The sequence below is a fragment of the Actinocorallia longicatena genome (assembly GCF_039534125.1).
In the GTDB taxonomy this organism is placed as follows: Bacteria; Actinomycetota; Actinomycetes; order Streptosporangiales; family Streptosporangiaceae; genus Actinocorallia; species Actinocorallia longicatena.
Window position 1 is genome coordinate 56099 of record NZ_BAAAUV010000006.1, and the last position, 16239, is coordinate 72337.

14 protein-coding genes are annotated in these 16239 nt (G+C 73.6%); 10 read left to right on the forward strand and 4 right to left on the reverse strand.

Going from position 1 to position 16239, the window contains the following annotated elements; genetic code table 11:
- Positions 1–7 precede the first annotated feature (7 nt).
- Genes ABD785_RS13620 through ABD785_RS13665 form a run of 10 tightly spaced genes read left to right on the forward strand, consistent with a single transcriptional unit; the run spans position 8 to position 11703 of the window.
- Complete coding sequence (locus tag ABD785_RS13620; RefSeq protein ID WP_344827279.1) at positions 8–1300, forward strand: cytochrome P450; 1293 nt, start codon at positions 8–10, stop codon at positions 1298–1300.
- Positions 1297–2856, forward strand: a complete 1560-nt coding sequence (locus ABD785_RS13625; protein ID WP_344827282.1) for an AMP-binding protein — start codon at positions 1297–1299, stop codon at positions 2854–2856. Before ABD785_RS13620 ends, ABD785_RS13625 begins: the two co-directional genes overlap by 4 nt.
- On the forward strand, positions 2856–4205 hold the full coding sequence (locus ABD785_RS13630; RefSeq protein ID WP_344827285.1) for an aldehyde dehydrogenase family protein: 1350 nt from the start codon (positions 2856–2858) through the stop codon (positions 4203–4205). The genes ABD785_RS13625 and ABD785_RS13630 overlap by 1 nt, the downstream gene beginning before the upstream one ends.
- Positions 4202–5245, forward strand: coding sequence for an acyl-CoA dehydrogenase family protein (locus ABD785_RS13635; RefSeq protein ID WP_344827289.1), 1044 nt, complete (start codon positions 4202–4204; stop codon positions 5243–5245). The genes ABD785_RS13630 and ABD785_RS13635 overlap by 4 nt, the downstream gene beginning before the upstream one ends.
- Positions 5242–6399: an acyl-CoA dehydrogenase family protein gene (locus tag ABD785_RS13640; protein ID WP_344827292.1), complete on the forward strand. Its 1158-nt coding sequence runs from the start codon at positions 5242–5244 to the stop codon at positions 6397–6399. The genes ABD785_RS13635 and ABD785_RS13640 overlap by 4 nt, the downstream gene beginning before the upstream one ends.
- 24 nt (positions 6400–6423) lie before the next feature.
- On the forward strand, positions 6424–7617 hold the full coding sequence (locus ABD785_RS13645) for an amidohydrolase family protein (RefSeq protein ID WP_344827295.1): 1194 nt from the start codon (positions 6424–6426) through the stop codon (positions 7615–7617).
- On the forward strand, positions 7614–8345 hold the full coding sequence (locus ABD785_RS13650; RefSeq protein ID WP_344827298.1) for an enoyl-CoA hydratase/isomerase family protein: 732 nt from the start codon (positions 7614–7616) through the stop codon (positions 8343–8345). Before ABD785_RS13645 ends, ABD785_RS13650 begins: the two co-directional genes overlap by 4 nt.
- A complete protein-coding gene (locus ABD785_RS13655) occupies positions 8342–10021 on the forward strand; it encodes a class I adenylate-forming enzyme family protein (protein WP_344827302.1) in 1680 nt (559 codons plus the stop codon). The genes ABD785_RS13650 and ABD785_RS13655 overlap by 4 nt, the downstream gene beginning before the upstream one ends.
- Entirely contained in the window at positions 10018–10884 is an 867-nt protein-coding gene (locus ABD785_RS13660) for an amidohydrolase family protein (protein ID WP_344827306.1), read from the forward strand. The genes ABD785_RS13655 and ABD785_RS13660 overlap by 4 nt, the downstream gene beginning before the upstream one ends.
- Before the next feature lie 18 nt (positions 10885–10902).
- Complete coding sequence (locus tag ABD785_RS13665; RefSeq protein ID WP_344827311.1) at positions 10903–11703, forward strand: FadR/GntR family transcriptional regulator; 801 nt, start codon at positions 10903–10905, stop codon at positions 11701–11703.
- A 4-nt stretch (positions 11704–11707) separates the two neighbouring features.
- Here ABD785_RS13665 and ABD785_RS13670 read toward each other — a convergent pair whose 3' ends face one another.
- The 4 genes from ABD785_RS13670 to ABD785_RS13685 form a co-directional block, all read right to left on the reverse strand.
- Positions 11708–13276, reverse strand: a complete 1569-nt coding sequence (locus tag ABD785_RS13670; protein ID WP_344827313.1) for a class I adenylate-forming enzyme family protein — start codon at positions 13274–13276, stop codon at positions 11708–11710.
- Complete coding sequence (locus ABD785_RS13675) at positions 13273–13914, reverse strand: PaaI family thioesterase (protein WP_344827316.1); 642 nt, start codon at positions 13912–13914, stop codon at positions 13273–13275. Before ABD785_RS13675 ends, ABD785_RS13670 begins: the two co-directional genes overlap by 4 nt.
- Positions 13915–13984: 70 nt before the next feature.
- Positions 13985–15436 carry a class I adenylate-forming enzyme family protein gene (locus ABD785_RS13680; RefSeq protein WP_344827319.1) on the reverse strand — a complete coding sequence of 484 codons (1452 nt, stop codon included), beginning with the start codon at positions 15434–15436 and terminating at the stop codon, positions 13985–13987.
- A complete protein-coding gene (locus tag ABD785_RS13685) occupies positions 15433–16221 on the reverse strand; it encodes an enoyl-CoA hydratase/isomerase family protein (protein WP_344827321.1) in 789 nt (262 codons plus the stop codon). The genes ABD785_RS13680 and ABD785_RS13685 overlap by 4 nt, the downstream gene beginning before the upstream one ends.
- Positions 16222–16239: the final 18 nt, after the last annotated feature.

Genomic DNA, 16239 nt, shown 5'->3' on the forward strand with positions numbered 1-16239 from the left:
GAGCCAGATGGACGACGTGCGGCAACCCCAGACGGCTCCCGAGGGAGCCGCGCGGGTAGCGGACCACTGCGATGTCAGCCTGAGCGATCCCCGTACCTTCGTCACCGGTCCGCCGCACGCGGCGTTCGACCTCCTGCGCGCGGCGGCTCCGGTCGCCTGGCAGGACGAGCGGGCCGTCGCCCTGCGCGCCAGCGAGGCCTCCAGCGGCGTCCCCGCGCCGCCCTCCCCCGGGTTCTGGGCGGTGACCGGCCATGAGCTGGTCCACCGGCTGTCCCGCGAACCCGGTCTGTTCTCCAGCTACCTGGGCGGCGTCCAGATGTTCACGGCCGACGAGATCACCCTCGCGGGCCTGCGGCTGATGATGCTCACCATGGACCCGCCGGAGCACTCCCGGCTGCGCAAGATCGTCTCTCCGGCGTTCATGCCGAAGGCGATCGGCGCGCTCCGGACCTCCATCGCGCGGCACGCCCGCGACCTCGCCGACGACATCGCGGGCGCCGGGACCATCGACCTGGTCACGACCGTCTCCAAGGAGCTCCCGACCCGGGTGCTGGCCGAGCTGCTCGGGATGCCCGAAGCCGACCGGCATCTGATCGTCAAGTGGTCCGACGCCATGATCGGTTTCGAGGACGCCGAGCTCGCGGGCGACCCGATGGCGGCCGTGGCGATGTTCTCCGAGGCCATCGAGTACGGCAAGGAGGTCGCCGCGGACCGCCGCGGGCGCCCGACCGCCGACATCATGTCCGTCATCGCCAACACCGAGATCGACGGCGAGCGCCTCACCGACGACGAGTTCTGCATGTTCTGGATCCTCCTCGTCATCGCGGGCAACGAGACCACCAGGAACTCGCTGTCGGGAGCCGTCATCGCGCTCCAGGAGCAGGGCCTGTGGACGGAGCTGGCCCGCGATCCCGGGCTGCTCGCCACCGGGACCGACGAACTGGTCCGCCACGTCACCCCGGTCATGCAGTTCCGGCGGACCGCGACCCGGGACACCGAGCTCGCCGGGCAGCGGATCCGCGCGGGCGACAAGGTCGTCCTCTGGTACAGCGCCGCCAACCGCGACCCCTCGGTCTTCGCCGACCCCCACCGCCTCGACCTGCGCCGCGACCCCAACCCGCATCTCGCGTTCGGCATCGGCCCGCACTTCTGCCTCGGGTCGCGGCTCGCGAAGCTGGAGATATCGATCATGCTCACCGAGCTGCTCACCCGCTTTCCGCGGCTGCGCATCGACGGCGACGTCCGCCGGATCACCTCCAGTTTCATCGCGGGCGTCGAGCACCTGCCGGTGACGCTGTGAGGCCCCCCGCCGAGGCCGCGCGGGCGGCCGTCCGGGCGCTCCCCCGGGCCGGGACCGACCCCGGCCGCCCCGCCGTGATCTGTGATTCGGGCGAGACCCTCACCCACGGCGAGCTCGCCGACCGCGTCTCACGGCTGGCCGGTGAGCTGCGGCGCCGGGGCCTGAACGTGGGCGACGTCGTGGCGATCCTGTCGGAGAACAGCCCGGCCTACCTGGAGATGACGTGGGCGTGCCGGCTCGCCGGGCTCTACCACGTCACCCTGAACACCGGCTTCCGCGCGGACGAGATCGCCCACATCCTCGCCGACTCCGGTGCCCGGGCGCTCCTGGCCTCGGCGAACCTGCCCGTCCACGCCGAGCTGACCGCCGCGCTCGCACCGGGGATCCTGCACCGCCTCCTGCGCGGAACCGCGCATCCGCTCTGGGAGGACTACGAGGAGGTCCTGGCGGCGGCGCCGCACTTCGTGAGCGACACCGGTCTCGAGGGCGACCTCCTCCAGTACTCCTCGGGGACGACCGGACGGCCCAAGGGCATCCGGCGGCCCCTGCGCCCGGCCCCCCGGTCGGCCGCCGAGGACATGTTCGCGCTCCTCGTCGGGCTGATCGGGGTCCAGGAGGACTCGGTCTACCTCTGTCCCGCCCCGCTCTACCACTCCGCGCCCATCATCTGGACGATGACCGCGCTGCGCGTCGGCGCGACCGTCGTGCTGTCCACGAAGTTCGATCCCCGGCGGACGCTGGAGCTCATCGAGGAGCACCGGGTGACCCACGGGCAGTTCGTGCCGACCATGTTCACCCGGATGCTCAGGCTCCCCGAGGCCGACCGGCTGGGAAGCGACCTGTCCAGCCTGCGCGGCGTCGTCCACGCCGCCGCGCCGTGCCCGGTCGGGGTGAAGCGGGCGATGATGGACTGGTGGGGGCCGATCATCCACGAGTACTGGTCGTCGTCGGAGGGCGCCGGATTCACCTTCATCGGCCCCGACGAGTGGCTCGCCCACCCGGGCTCCGTCGGCCGTTCGCTGCTCGGCGCCCTGCACATCCTCGACGAGGACGGCCGGGATCTGCCCGCCGGTGAACCCGGCCTCATCTGGGCCGAGGGCGTGGACTTCGAGTACCTCAACGACCCGGCGAAGGACTCCGAGACGACCAGCCGCGAGGGCTGGCGGACGGTCGGCGACATCGGCCGCCTCGACGAGGACGGCTACCTCTACCTGACCGACCGCAGCTCCTTCATGATCATTTCTGGTGGGGTGAACATCTACCCGCAGGAGGCCGAGAACGTCCTCGCCGTGCACCCGCTGGTCCAGGACGTGGCCGTCGTCGGGCTCCCCGACGCCGATCTCGGCGAGGTGGCCGTCGCGGTCGTCCAGCCCGTCGATCCCGGTGCCGCCGGTCCCGACCTGGCCGCCGAGCTGGCCGACTGGTGCGCGGGCAGCCTCGCCCGCTACAAGTGCCCCCGCCGCGTCCTGTTCACCGAGGAACTCCCCCGCTCCGACACCGGGAAGCTGTTCAAGCACCGGCTGCGCGACACGCTGCTGCGGGAGGGCGGGGCCTGATGGAGACCTTCACCCGGCTGCGCGGCACCTTCGACGGAGGCCGCACCCGCGACCGCGGCTGGCGCACCGGCCAGCTCCGCGCCATCGAGCGGATGCTCGTCGAGTGCGAGGACGAGTTCGCCGCCGCGCTCGCCGAGGACCTCGGGCGCACGCCGTTCGAGAGCGTCCTGCTCGACCTGGCCCCGACCAAGGCGGAGGTCCGCCACGCCCTGCGGAACCTGCGCGGATGGATGCGCCCGCACCGGGTCCGGGCCCCTCTCGGCACCCGCCCGGGAAGGGCCTGGTACGAGCACGAGCCCCTCGGCGTCGTCCTGATCATCGGACCGTGGAACTATCCGGTGCACCTGGTGGTCGCGCCGCTGATCGCCGCGGTCTCCGCGGGGAACTGCGCGGTGATCAAACCGTCGGAGTTCGCCCCGGCCAGCTCGGCGGCGCTCGCCAAGGCGATCCCCGGCTACCTCGACCCCGGGGCGTTCGCGGTCGTCGAGGGCGACGCCGACGTCACCAGGGCGCTGCTCGACCAGGCGCCCGACCACTGCTTCTTCACCGGCGGCCCGGCCGTCGGCAAGGAGATCATGGCCGCCGCCGCCCGCCATCTCACCCCCGTGACGCTCGAACTCGGCGGCAAGTGCCCGGCGATCGTGACGGAGAGCGCCCGCGTCGGCGTCGCCGCCCGCAGGATCGCCTTCGGCAAGCTCCTCAACTCGGGCCAGACCTGCATCTCCCCCGACTACGTCCTGGTCGACCGGCGGGTCAGGGACGAGTTCGTCGAGGAGCTGGTCGCGGCCGTCCGGACCTTCTCCGAGGGCGGGGACCAGCGGATCGTCAACCCGCGGCACGCGGCCAGGCTCGCCGGGCTGCTCGTGGACGCCGGCGGGCGGACCGTCCTCGGCGGCACCGTCGACGCCGAAGGGGCCCGCGCGCAGCCGACCGTCATCGTCGACCCCGAGCCCGGCGCCGCCCTGCTGCGCGAGGAGATCTTCGGACCGCTGCTGCCCGTGGTCACCGTCGGCTCCCTGGAGGAGGCGGTCGGCCATGTCCGGCGCGGCACCCGGCCGCTCGCCACGTATCTGTTCACCGAGAAGCGCGACGACGAGCGGCGCGTGCTCCGGGAGATCGTCACCGGCGGGACGGTCGTCAACCACGTGATGATGCACCACGCGGTCAGCGATCTGCCGTTCGGCGGGGTCGGGACCAGCGGCACCGGCCGCTACCACGGGCGCTGGGGCTTCGAGGCGCTCAGCAACCCCAAGGCCGTCCTGCGCAAGCCCAGCCGGCCCGACCTGTCCTTCATGTATCCGCCCTACAGCCCGTCCGCCCAGCGGCTGATGGGGAGGCTGCTGCGATGACGACCGCAGGCGACACGATGGACCTGGCGCTCAGCCCCGAGGAGGAGGAACTCGTCGAGGCCCTCGACGGCCTCCTGGCCAGGGAGTCCTCGATGTCCCGGGTCCGGGCCGCCGAGCCCCTCGGCTTCGACCCCGGCCTCTGGACGGCGCTCCAGCGGATGGGCGTCCCCGCACTGGCCGTCGGCCCCGAAGCCGCCACCACCGTGCAGCTCGTCCTGATCGCCGAGGTCGCCGGACGCCACCTGGCCTGTGCCCCCGTCATCGAGAGCCTGGTGGCCGCGCGGCTGCTGGAGCGGTGCGGCGGCCCCGGCGCGGCGGAGCTCCTCGATGGATGCTCGGCCGGGCGGATCGCGACGCTCGTCCTGCACCACCCGCACGAGGGGCGCGCCGACCTGGTCCCCGCCGGGGCCGTGGCCGAGACCCTGCTGGCCTGCGACGGAGAGACGCTGACCGCCTACGAAGCTCCCGCTCCGATGGCCGCCGCCCCGAACATCGGGAGCCTGGCCCTGGCCGACCGCCACCTCGATCCGGCCGCGGGCCGTCCCCTGGCCCACGGCGAACCCGCCCGCGCCGCCTTCGGCCTCGCCCTGCGGGAATGGCGGCTGCTGACGGCCGCACAGCTCGTCGGGCTCGCGGCCAGGGCGCTGGAGATCGCGGTCGCCTACGTGAAGGAGCGGACGGTCTTCGGCCGCCCCGTCGGGTCGTTCCAGACCGTCGCCGCCGCTCTGGCCGACCACGCCACGGCGATCGACGGCGCCCGGCTGCTCGTCCGCGAGGCCGCCTGGGCCTGCGACGTGCGCGACCCCCGCGCCGTCTCCCTGCCGTCGATGGCCTTCTGTTACGCGGCCGAACGGGCCGTGGCCGTCGCGGGCGACGCCCTGCACTTCCACGGCGGCTACGGGTTCACCACCGAGTACGACGTCCAGCTCTACTACCGCCGGGCCCAGGCCCACCCCCTGGTCTGGGGGTCGGTGCGGCGGGAGTACCGGGACCTGGCCGGCCTCCTGTTCGGCCCTGAACCCGCGAGGGGGCCCGCATGAACTTCGACCTGGGCGCCGAGGGAGAGGCCTTCCGGGCGGAGGTCGCAGCCTTCCTCGACGAGCACCTCGCGCCGGACGTCCGCGACCGGGTGCGCCGCAGCGGCTCCATGCACGACTGGGACCTGCACCGGGCGCTGGCCGCCCGTGGCTGGCTGGCCGCGGGCTGGCCGGTCGAGTACGGGGGCCAGGGCCGCAGCCCGCTGGAGCTCATGGCCATGCGTGAGGAGCTCAAGAAGCGCCACGCCCCGACCGAGGGCATGGGCATGACCGTGCTCGTCGCCCGGACCCTCCTGGCCGCCGGATCGGAGCGGATGCGCACCGAGATCGTGCCGCGGGCGATCAACGGCGAGATCCTCATCTGCCTCGGCTACACCGAACCGCAGGGCGGATCGGACGTCGCCGCCGCCCGCACCCGCGCCGAACGCGACGGCGACGGCTGGGTGATCAACGGCCAGAAGGTGTTCACCACCCTGGCCGAGGAGGCCCACTACGTCTTCCTCCTGACCCGCACCTCCACCGAGGGCGCCAAGCACCGCGGCCTCACCATGTTCCTCGTCCCGATGGACACGCCCGGCATCGAGATCCACCCCATCGCGACCCTCGGCGGCGAACGCACCAACACCGTCCACTACACCGACGTCCGGGTCTCCGACGACGCCCGCGTGGGCGAGGTCGGCGGCGGATGGAACGTCCTGATGACCGCCCTCACCTACGAGCGCAGCGGGGTGGGCGACGACTCCCGGCTGCTCACCACGATCGTCGAGGCGGCCGGGACCCCCGGCCCCGACGGCACCGCCGCGATCGGAGATCCGGCCGTCCGGGAGTCGCTGGCACGGCTCGCGACCGAGGTCGAGGTGGCCAAGCTGCTGGGCCGCAGGAGCTGCTGGATCGAGGCGACGGGCGGGCTGCCGACCGTCGAGGGCTCGATGCACAAGCTGTTCAGCGCCGAGTCCCGGGTGCGCTTCTCGACCGTCCTGGTCGATCTGCTGGGCCCGCGGGGCCTGCGCGAGGTCGGCGATCCGCGCGCGGTGGCCGGCGGCGCCTTCGCCGAGGAGTTCCGCCACGCCGTGATCCTGCCCGTCTGGGGCGGGTCGAGCGAGGTCCAGCGCCGCATCATCGCCGAGCGCGGCCTCGGCCTGCCGCGATCGTCCTGAACCCGTCCGAGGAGGACCCACCCCATGCCCATGACACTCGACGGCGCCCCGTTCCTGCCCTTCGACGCCGACAACCACTACTACGAGACGGTCGACGCCTTCACCCGGCACATCGACCGGCGCTTCCGCCGCAGGGGCGTGCAGGTCGTCCAGGCGGGTGAGCGGACGATGGTCCTCATCGGCGAGAAGGTCAGCCGGTTCATCCCCAACCCGACCTTCGACCCGGTGCTCGTCCCCGGCTCCCTCGACCCCTACTTCCGCGGGGCCATCCCCGAGGGGGTCGACCCCGGCAGCCTGCGGGTCGTCGAGCCGCTGCACCCCGAGTACCGCGACCGGGACGCCCGGGTCGCCGCGCTCGACGCCCAGGGCCTCGGGCTCGTCCTGCTCTTCCCCACCCTGGGCTGCGGCGTCGAGCAGGCGCTGAGCCATGACGTCCCGGCCACGATGGCCGCGCTGACGGCCTTCAACCGCTGGCTCGACGAGGACTGGGGCTTCCACTTCCGGGAGCGGCTGTTCGCCGCCCCGATGATCTCCCTGGCCGATCCGGAGGCGGCGCTCGCGGAGGTCGAGCGCGTCCTGGGCCTCGGCGCCCGCGTCGTCTGCGTGCGGCCCGCGCCCGTCCCCGGAGCCGACGGCCGCACCCGCTCCCTCGGCGATCCCGTGCACGACCCGGTCTGGGCGCGGCTCGCCGAGGCCGGGGTGCCGGTCGCCTTCCACCTGTCCGACAGCGGGTACAACCTGCTCGCGGGCGCCTGGGGCGGGCCCGCCGACTACGACCCGTTCCACATCGACCCGCTGACCAAGCTGGTGATCTCCGACCGCGCCATCCACGACACCATCGGGTCACTGATCATCCACGGGGTCTTCGACCGGTTCCCCGCGCTCAGGGTGATGAGCGTCGAGAACGGCTCCGCGTGGGTCCCGCTGCTGGCCAAGCGGCTGCGCAAGCTGGCCAACCAGCAGCCGGGCAGCTTCAGGACCGACCCCGGCGACCGGTTGCGCGAGAACGTGTGGGTGGCGCCCTACTTCGAGGAGGACGTCGTGGAGCTGGCGGAGTGGATCGGCGTCGAGCGGGTGCTGTTCGGATCCGACTGGCCGCACGGCGAGGGGCTGGCCGAGCCGACGGACTACGCGGCGGAGCTCGGCGGGTTCGATTCCGGTGGCGTCCGGCGGATCATGCGCGACAATCTCGCCGAGTGCCTCGGCATCGAGGCGTGAGCGTGCCTCCCGTCCGCTGGCTGCCGGGGAGGGTCACCCGGATCGTCTTCGACCGGCCGCACGTCAGGAACGCCCTCGACGCCGAGAGCTGGGATCTGCTCGGCGAGGCCCTGGACGGCTTCGCGCAGGACCCCGGGGCCCGCGTCCTGGTCCTGTCCGGGGCGGGCGGGGCGTTCTGCGCCGGAGCCGACCTGTCCGGCGGCATCAACGCCTCCTCCGGCCAGGTCGCCGCGAAGATGCGCGAGATCGCCTCGATCATCGTCCGGCTCCACACGCTGCCCAAGCCCACGCTCGCCCAGGTCGACGGCGCGGCCGTCGGGGTGGGCATGAGCCTGGCCCTGGGCTGCGACCTGGTGGTCGCCTCGGACCGGGTCCGGTTCGGCTCGGTGTTCTCCCGGCACGGCATGACCCCGGACGGCGGGCTGAGCTGGCTGCTCCCGCGCATCGTCGGCTCGCACAAGGCCAAGGAGCTGGCCCTCTTCGGGCGGATCATCGAGTCCGCCGAGGCGCGCGAGCTCGGCCTCGCCAACCTCATCGTGCCCGCCGGGGAGCTCGAGGCCGTGGTCGGGGAGTGGTGCGAGCGGCTCGCCGCCTGCGCGCCCGCCGCCGCCTCGGGGACGCTCGACCTCATCGACGGCGCCTGGACCAGCACGTTCGCCGAGGCGCTCGAGAACGAGGCGGCGGCGCAGCAGCACGCGGTGGCGGAACTGAGAAGGGTGAGGCGATGAGCGACCTGATCCGGGAGACGTTCGCGAACGCGTCGAGGACGGAGTTCGGGCGCTCCCTCATCGCGCCCGGAGGCCCGTTCCCGGTCGTCGAGCAGGACGTCCTGGGCGAGCGGGCGGCCGTGTTCCGCGACCGGCCGTCCTCGGTGTTCGAGCTGCTGACCAGGGCCACGGCCGCTTATCCCGGCCGCGAGTATCTCGCCGACGAGGAGCGGCGGCTGACCTACCGCGAGCATCTGTCGGCCGTCACGGAACTCGCGCGGATCCTCCGCGAGGAGCACGGCGTCGAGCCGGGCGACCGGGTCGGGCTGATCTCCGCCAACCGGCTCGAGTGGGTCATCGGCTTCTGGGCGGTGGCCGCCTGCGGGGCGGTGGCCGCGGCGATGAACAGCTTCTGGAGCGAGCCGGAGATCGAGACCGCGCTGGCCCTGGTGGCGCCCCGGGTGGTGCTCGGCGACGAGCGCAGGCTCGCGTCCGTCGCCCGGGTCGCCCCCGGCCTCGGCACACTGCCGTTCACTCCGGCCCTCTACGAACGTCTCACCGCGGCGCCCGCCCTGCCCGCTCCGGTCCCCGCGGTCGCCGAGGACGATCCGGCGTTGCTGATCTTCACCAGCGGGACCACGGGACGGCCCAAGGGGGTCGCGCACAGCCACCGGGGGCTCATCGGGTTCGTGGCCTGCAACCGGTTCAACGCCCTGCTCCGGGCGGGAGCGATGCCGTGCACCCCGCCGCCGCCCGCGCGGGTCCTGGTCTCCCCTCCGCTGTTCCATCTCTCGGCCCTCTACGGCGCCGTCCTGATGTTCACCGTCGCGGGCGGGCTGCTGGTGATGAGGCCCGGCCGGTTCGACGAGGAGCGGGTCCTGCGGGCGATCGAGGCCGAGCGCGTCACGGTCTGGCTGTCGGTGGGCAGCGCCGCGCCGCGCGTCGCCGCGCATCCGGCCCGTGACGCCCACGACCTGTCCAGCCTCGCGAGCGTCGTGGTGGGCGGCGCCCCGATGAGCCCGGCGGTCAAGGGCCTGCTCCGCGAGGCGTTCCCGTCGGCCGCCGCCGGGTTCCGCATGGGCTACACCAGCAGTGAGGGCGGAAGCATCGTCGCGAGCATCGGCGGGGCGGACTTCGCCGCCTTCCCCGAGTCGACCGGCCCGATCCAGGACGGGGTGCTGATCTCCGTCCGGGACGCCGACGGCCGCGAGGTCGCCCCCGGCGGCGAGGGCCTCATCCATGTGCGGAGCCCGTACACGATGCTGGGCTACTGGAACGACCCGGTGAGCACCGCGGCGGTGATCGGCCCCGGACGGTGGATCGCGATGGGCGACGTCGGGCGGATCGAGGACGGCCTTCTCTACATCGACTCCCGGGCCGGTGACCTGATCTTCGTCTCGGCGGAGAACGTCCATCCCTCGGAGGTGGAGTTCCGGCTGGAAGCCCATCCCGACGTCGAGGAGGCCGCCGTCGTCGGGGTCGACCATCCCGTCACCGGGCAGGCCGTGATGGCCTTCCCCGTGATGCGGCCCGGCGCCGCGGCCGGGGAGCGGGAGCTCGCCGACTGGTGCGCGGGAGCGCTGCCGCCCTACAAGGTCCCGACGCGCTGGAGGCTGCGGACCGAGCCGCTCCCCCGCAACGCCGCCGGGAAGATCCTGCGCACCGCGCTGGCCACCGCCTCCGCGGAGGTCTCGTGAGCGGGGGCGGCGTGATCGACTGCCTGGTCAACGTGGGCTTCGGCGACCGTGCCCAGCCGGACTGGATGATCCGGGTGAAAGAGGACTACTTCCGGGCGGGCGAGGAGATGCTCGCGAGCGCGCCCGTGGCCGCGCTGCTGGAGGAGATGGACGCCAACGGCGTCGAGCGGGCGATCCTCCTGACGAGGATCACCGAGCCGTCGGCGCGCGCGGTCGCCTACGCCGAGGCGCACCCCGACCGGTTCGCGCTGGGCGTCGGCGGGCTCGACCTGCTGCGGCCGATGCCGACACTGCGCGCCCTCGACTCCTTCCGCAGAGACCATCCGGTGGCCTACGCCCAGGTCGGACCGGCCTTCTGGGGCGACGGCCGCTATCCGCCCGGCGACGCCGTCTACTATCCGCTCTACACCAAGTGCGCCGAATGGGGGCTCCCCCTGTGCCTGGCCACCGGCCTGCCCGGGCCGCCGATCGCCGGTGAGGCCCAGCACCCGATGCACCTGGACCGGGTCTGCCAGCGCTTTCCCGAGCTGAAGCTGTGCATGCACCACGGTGCCGACCCCTGGTGGGACGTCGCCATCCGGCTGATGAAGAAGTACGCCAACCTCACGCTGATGGCGTCGGCCTGGTCGCCGCGCCGTCTCCCGCCCGAGCTGCTCCGATTCATGGCCGGGCGGGGCGCCGACCGGGTGATCTTCGCCTCCGACGCGCCCGTGCTGCCGATCACCCGGTGCGTCACCGAGGCACGGGCGCTCGACCTTCCCGAACAGGTCCTCGAGGCCTATCTCGGCGGCAACGCCAGGGCCTTCTTCGGATTCGGCCCGCCCGCCAAGCCTTATGCTCAGGAGCGCACCAGGAGAGACTGAATCGAGGAGGAGCGGTCCGTGCGGCAACCCCTGCTGGCCGAGCTCGTCGCCGGGCGGCTGCGGGAGAGGATCCTCAGCGGTGAACTGCGCGAGGGCGATCTGCTGCCGCCGCAGGAGCAGCTCATGACCGAGCTCCAGGTGAGCTTCGGGGTCCTGCGCGAGGCGCTGCGGCTGCTGGAGAACGACGGGCTGCTGATCGTGCGCCGGGGGAACGTCGGCGGCGCCCTCGTCCGCGCCCCGAAGGTCGACCGCGCCGCCCAGATGATCGGCATGCTGCTCCAGGCGCGGGTCACGACCGCCTCGGACGTCAGCGACGCGCTCACCAGGATGGAGCCGATCTGTGCCGGGATGTGCGCGGCCCGTCCGGACCGGGCGCAGGCCGTCGTGCCGGCCCTGCGCGCCATCCTCGAACGGCAGCTCCAGGAGATCGACGACCTGGACGCCTACATCCTGCACGCGCGCCGCTTCCATGAGGCGGTCGTCGACCTGTGCGGCAACGACACGATGATCGTCGTCGTCGGCGCACTCGAGGCCATCTGGTCGGCGCACGAGTCCTCGGTCTGGAGCAGCGCCGCCGGGGAGCGCCGCAGGTCGCTGGCCGACGCCGCGGCGGCGGACTCCGACGCCCCGGTCGCCTCGCAGAAGGTGCGGCGCAACGCCGTCCGCGACCACGAGAGCCTGCTGGCGGCGATCGAGGACGGCAACGAGGCCAGGGCGCAGAAGATCGCTTCCGCGCACCTGTCCGCCGCCCGCGACAAGACCCTCGAATGGGCGGAGAACACCGCCATCCGGGCCGCGACGATCCCCTCGTCGGGCTGAGCGGTCAGCCCGAGAGCAGCCGCTGCAGGGCCGGTTTGTCGACCTTGCCGCTCGCGGTCCTGGGCACCTCGGCTCCCTGCTCCAGGATCCGCAGGACGGCCGGCACCTTGAAGGAGCTGAGCCGTTCCCTTGCCGCCGCCAGCACCCCGGTCTCGTCCAGGTCCGCACCCGTCTCGGGCACGACGGCCGCCGCGACGCGCCGTACCCCGTCCTCTCCCCTGAGGTCGGTGACGAACGCCTGCCGGACCTTCGGGATCGTCAGGAGGGCCGTCTCCACCTCCGTGGGATACACGGTGGCCCCGCGGATCTTGAGCATGTCGTCGAGGCGGCCGTGGTACCAGAGCCGCCCGCCTTCGTCGAGGTGGCCGAGGTCGCCCGTCCGGTACCAGCCGTCCGGGGTGAACACCTCCTCGCGGAGCCGTCCGCAGACGCCGCGCATGAGGTGCGGGCCCCGCACCTCGATCTCGCCGTGCGTCCCTGGTCCGGCGGCGGCCCCGGTCTCCGGCACGGTGATCCGCACCTCCACGCCGTCGAACGGCCTGCCGCAGCTCCCCCACGCCTCGGGCGGCAGGTCCTTGTCGAGGTGCTCCCCGGCGTAGGGCCCGAAGGTCTCCGTCATCCCGAACAGGTTCGCGCGGGCCCCCGGCTCCGGCCGGAGCCCGGCCGGAAGGATCCCGGCCAGGCTGCCCGGACGGAGCGACGACAGGTCGGTGCCCGGGGCGCGGGGATGGGACGCCAGCCGCACGGCCTGGTCGGGCCAGCCGCGGAAGAGCGTCACGCGCTCGCGGCCGAGCAGTTCCAGGGTCCGCTCCGGGTCGCGGCCCGGCTCGGTCAGCAGCGTCGCCCCCGCGACGAGCACCGTGAGCAGCCCGCCACCGAACCCGCCCATCCAGAAGAACGGCATCGGGATGTAGAGGCGCTCGCCGGGACCGACGCACCGGGCGGTCAGCCCGCCGGCGACCGCACGCAGCGCGTTGCCGTGGGTGTGGATCACGCCCTTCGGCAGGCCGCGGCTGCCCGAGGTGAACATGACCGCGAGATCGTCGGCGGGCCGCACCAGGTCCTCGAGGGCGGCGGCGAGGACGGGATCCGGCCTCGGGGCCGCCTCGATCTCCGCCCAGGACCAGGCCGAGCGCAGCGACGGCAGCCCGGCGGAGCGCCCGTCGCCCTCCCCTGCGGGAAGGAGGTCCGCGAACTCGGTGGTGTAGTCGCGGCCCGGGTACCCCTCGACCATGATCAGCCGCTCGACGTCGGCGACGGAGAGCTGCTGCCGGAGCTCCGGGCCCCGCAGCAGCGTGCTGAGGGGTACGAGCACCGCGCCCAGGCGCAGGATCGCGAGGGAGCAGACCGCCCAGCCGGGGCCGTTCTCCATGAGGAGGCCGACCCGGGTGCGGCGTCCGACGCCGCGCCCGGCCAGGACGGCCGCGACGGCGCGGGACTCCCGGTCGAGTTCGGCCCAGGTGAGCCGCTCGTCGAGGGTGACCAGGGCGTCGCGGTCCGGATGGTCCCGGACGGCCCGAGCCAGCAGCGCGGGGATCGTGGGGCCCTCGGCGGACGTGCCGGGATCGGTCATGCGCGTCGCCTCCGTGGGGACACCGTGGGCAGTTTCGCGTGGTCACCGGCGACCGCGCTGGTCGTGGCGGTGCAGAGCGGGGCTCCGTCGCGCGTCAGGCTGAGCTCCGAGTGCACGGAGCCGTCCCGGACGGTCCGGTCGATCGTGAACTCCAGATCGGCGAGGACCGGGACCGGCCGCCGGTAGCGGAGTTCCAGCCCGCGCGTCCTGCCGGTCAGGCCGGCCGCGCAGTTGTGGTGCTGGACGGCGCAGTCGGCGAAGACGGCCAGGAACCCGCCGTGGACGAGCCCGGGCGGCCCCTCGTAGCAGAGGGGGAACCGCACGGTGCCGGTGGCGCGCGAAGGGCTTTCGACCTCGATCCGGTAGACCGGGAACATCGGGTTGAAGGCCCCGACGTCCCGTCCGTGGTCCAGGTAGACCCGTCCTTCGCCGCCGGCGAGGTCGCCGACCCGGGGCCGCTGGTCGGCGGGCCCGGCCGCGGCGATCCGGCGGCGGGCCCCGGCCAGCGCGAGGGTGATCTCCTCCAGGGCGGGTTCGGGGTGTTCCAGGCTCAGCGCCGCCGAGCACAGCTCCCTGACCTCGCGGGCGAACCGCTCCTGTTCGGGCAGGGCCCGGGCGCCGAAGATCCAGGGCCGCATCAGAGCGCGCCCTTCAGCCGGTCGCGCCGTGGCGCCCGGAACTCCTCGTCCCGGGCGGAGGGGCGGAACGTCATCGCGGGTCCTCCTCGATCAGGGTGCGGGCGGCGGCCAGATCGACCTTGCCCGAGGCGGTCCGCGGGAGCGCGCCGACCAGCCGCACCCGGACCGGCAGCTCGTACCGGGCCAGGCGCTCGCCCGCGTAGGCGAGCAGGTCGGCCGGGTCGAGGGCGTGCCGGGGCTCGACCACGGCGACCGGGACGGCGCCCAGCCGCGGATCGGGGACGCCGAGGACGGTCGCCGCCCGGACGGCCGGATGCCCCTCCAGGACGGTCCTGACCTGGTCGGGATGGATCTTGAAGCCGCCGCGGATGATCGTCTGGTCCGCGCGGCCGACGATCCAGAGGAAGCCGTCGGCGTCGAGGCGGGCGAGGTCGGTGGTGCGGATCCAGGGGGTGTCCGCGCCGAACTGGGCGGGCCTGACCTCCAGCAGGCCGATCTCGCCGACGGCCAGTTCCGCGCCGTCATCGCCGATCACGCGCAGCCCGCAGCCGGGATGGGCGCGGCCGGAGCTGCCGCGTTTGAGCCCGCCGAACGCCCGGTGGTCGGCGAGGCTCCAGCCCGCGACGCCCCCGGCGAACTCGGTGGCCGCGTAGGAGGTCAGCACGGGGACGCCGAAGCGGCCGGTGAAGGCCTCCGCGTCGGCCGGGTCCAGGGGCGCCGTCCCCGACATCACCGACATCAGGCTGGAGAGGTCTTCGCGGGTCAGCTCGGACTCGAGGACCATGCGCAGCGCAGCCGGGACGAGGCTCGCCGTCCTCGGCCGGTGGCGGCGGACGGCCTCCGCCCACGCTCCGACCTCGAACCGGGGCAGCAGCACGAAGGAGCGGCCGTCGAGGACGCATTGCAGGACCCTGAACAGGCCGCCGAGATGGACGAGCGGGGAGTTGACGATCGCCACCCCGGTCCTGAGCCTGATTCCGGAGGCGGGCCTCGACTCGTAGTGCTTGACCCCGTCCAGCCCGCGCAGCAGCGCCTCGGCACCGAGGTCGACGCGCTTGGGCGGGCCGGTCGTCCCGCTCGTCAGCATCCGGACCGCCACCCCCGGCCGGGGCGTCGCGGCGGGAGCCACGGCGGCTTCCACGGCCTCCACCGGATCCGCCAGCGCGATCCTCACTGCGCAGCGTGCCCGGCCGCCGAGCCCGGCCAGGTCACCGGGGGTGCCGACGAGTCCCGCGAGGTCGAGTTCCCCCAGTTCGGCGCGGATCCGCTCCTCCCCGAGGCCCGGATTGACCGTGACGACGCAGCCGTCCGCCAGCAGGATGCCCAGCAGCGCGGCCACGTGCCGGGGCGTGTTCCGCAGGAGCACCCCGACGGGCGCTCCCGGCTCCGGGACCCGGGCGGCCACGGTCCCGGCGAGGTCCGCGATCCGTCCCCAGCTCCACCAGCGGCCCTCGAACTCGATCGCCGGGGCGTCCGGGTCCAGGGCCAGGACCGCGCCGAGGCGCCCGGCGAGCCCGCTCAACGGATCACCACCTCGTCCTTGCCGAGGGCGGCACGGTCGACCTGGCTCATCCCGATCGGGTTGCCGAGCCGGGTGTAGAGGAGCCCCTGCTCGACGGCGGCCCGGTAGGGCCGGTCCAGCGACTCCCAGATCGCGCGGACCGTGCCCTGGGTGGCCGCGGGCGGCTTCCGCGCGATCGAGCGCGCGATCTCGTCCGCGCGGGCCCAGAGCCGGTCGGCGGGGAGGACCTCGCTCACCAGGCCGATCCGCAGGGCCGTCTCGGAGCCGACCCGCTCGTCGTTGCCCCTCAGCGCCATCCGCAGCGTCTCCCCCAGCCCGATCCGGCGCATGAGGCCGATGGGCTCGATGGCCGACACCATCCCGAACGTGACGTGGGAGTCGAAGAACGTCGCCTCCTGCGAGCACAGGACGATGTCCGACTCGTTGAGGAAGTAGAAGGCGCCCGCCGTGCAGATGCCCTGGACGGCGCAGACGACCGGCTTCCACAGCTTCTGCCACTTGGGGCTGAGCAGTTCGCCGGGGTCCTCGTGGTTCCACACGTCGTCCGGCTGGCCGTAGGGTTCCCTGACGTCCAGCCCGGCGCAGAAGGCCCGGTCCCCGGCGGCGCGCAGGACGACGGCGTTGACCGCAGGGTCGAGTCTGATCCGGTGCCAGGCGTCGGCGACCTCGTGGCACATCCGCCGGTTGAAGGCGTTGAGGCGCTCGGGCCGGTTGAGCGTCACGGTGGCGACGCGGGTGGCGGGATCGGTCTCCAGCAGGATCGTCTCGTAGGCGTGGGGCGTCATGCGGGAGGTCTCCTCGGA

Bases quoted from the DNA above. Each gene is read 5' to 3' on its own strand.
- ABD785_RS13670 (WP_344827313.1), bottom strand. From the start codon at position 13,276: ATGACCGATCCCGGCACGTCCGCCGAGGGCCCCACGATCCCCGCGCTG.
- ABD785_RS13675 (WP_344827316.1), bottom strand. From the start codon at position 13,914: ATGCGGCCCTGGATCTTCGGCGCCCGGGCCCTGCCCGAACAGGAGCGG.
- ABD785_RS13645 (WP_344827295.1), top strand. From the start codon at position 6,424: ATGCCCATGACACTCGACGGCGCCCCGTTCCTGCCCTTCGACGCCGAC.
- ABD785_RS13685 (WP_344827321.1), bottom strand. From the start codon at position 16,221: ATGACGCCCCACGCCTACGAGACGATCCTGCTGGAGACCGATCCCGCC.
- ABD785_RS13630 (WP_344827285.1), top strand. From the start codon at position 2,856: ATGGAGACCTTCACCCGGCTGCGCGGCACCTTCGACGGAGGCCGCACC.
- ABD785_RS13655 (WP_344827302.1), top strand. From the start codon at position 8,342: ATGAGCGACCTGATCCGGGAGACGTTCGCGAACGCGTCGAGGACGGAG.
- ABD785_RS13620 (WP_344827279.1), top strand. From the start codon at position 8: ATGGACGACGTGCGGCAACCCCAGACGGCTCCCGAGGGAGCCGCGCGG.
- ABD785_RS13635 (WP_344827289.1), top strand. From the start codon at position 4,202: ATGACGACCGCAGGCGACACGATGGACCTGGCGCTCAGCCCCGAGGAG.
- ABD785_RS13640 (WP_344827292.1), top strand. From the start codon at position 5,242: ATGAACTTCGACCTGGGCGCCGAGGGAGAGGCCTTCCGGGCGGAGGTC.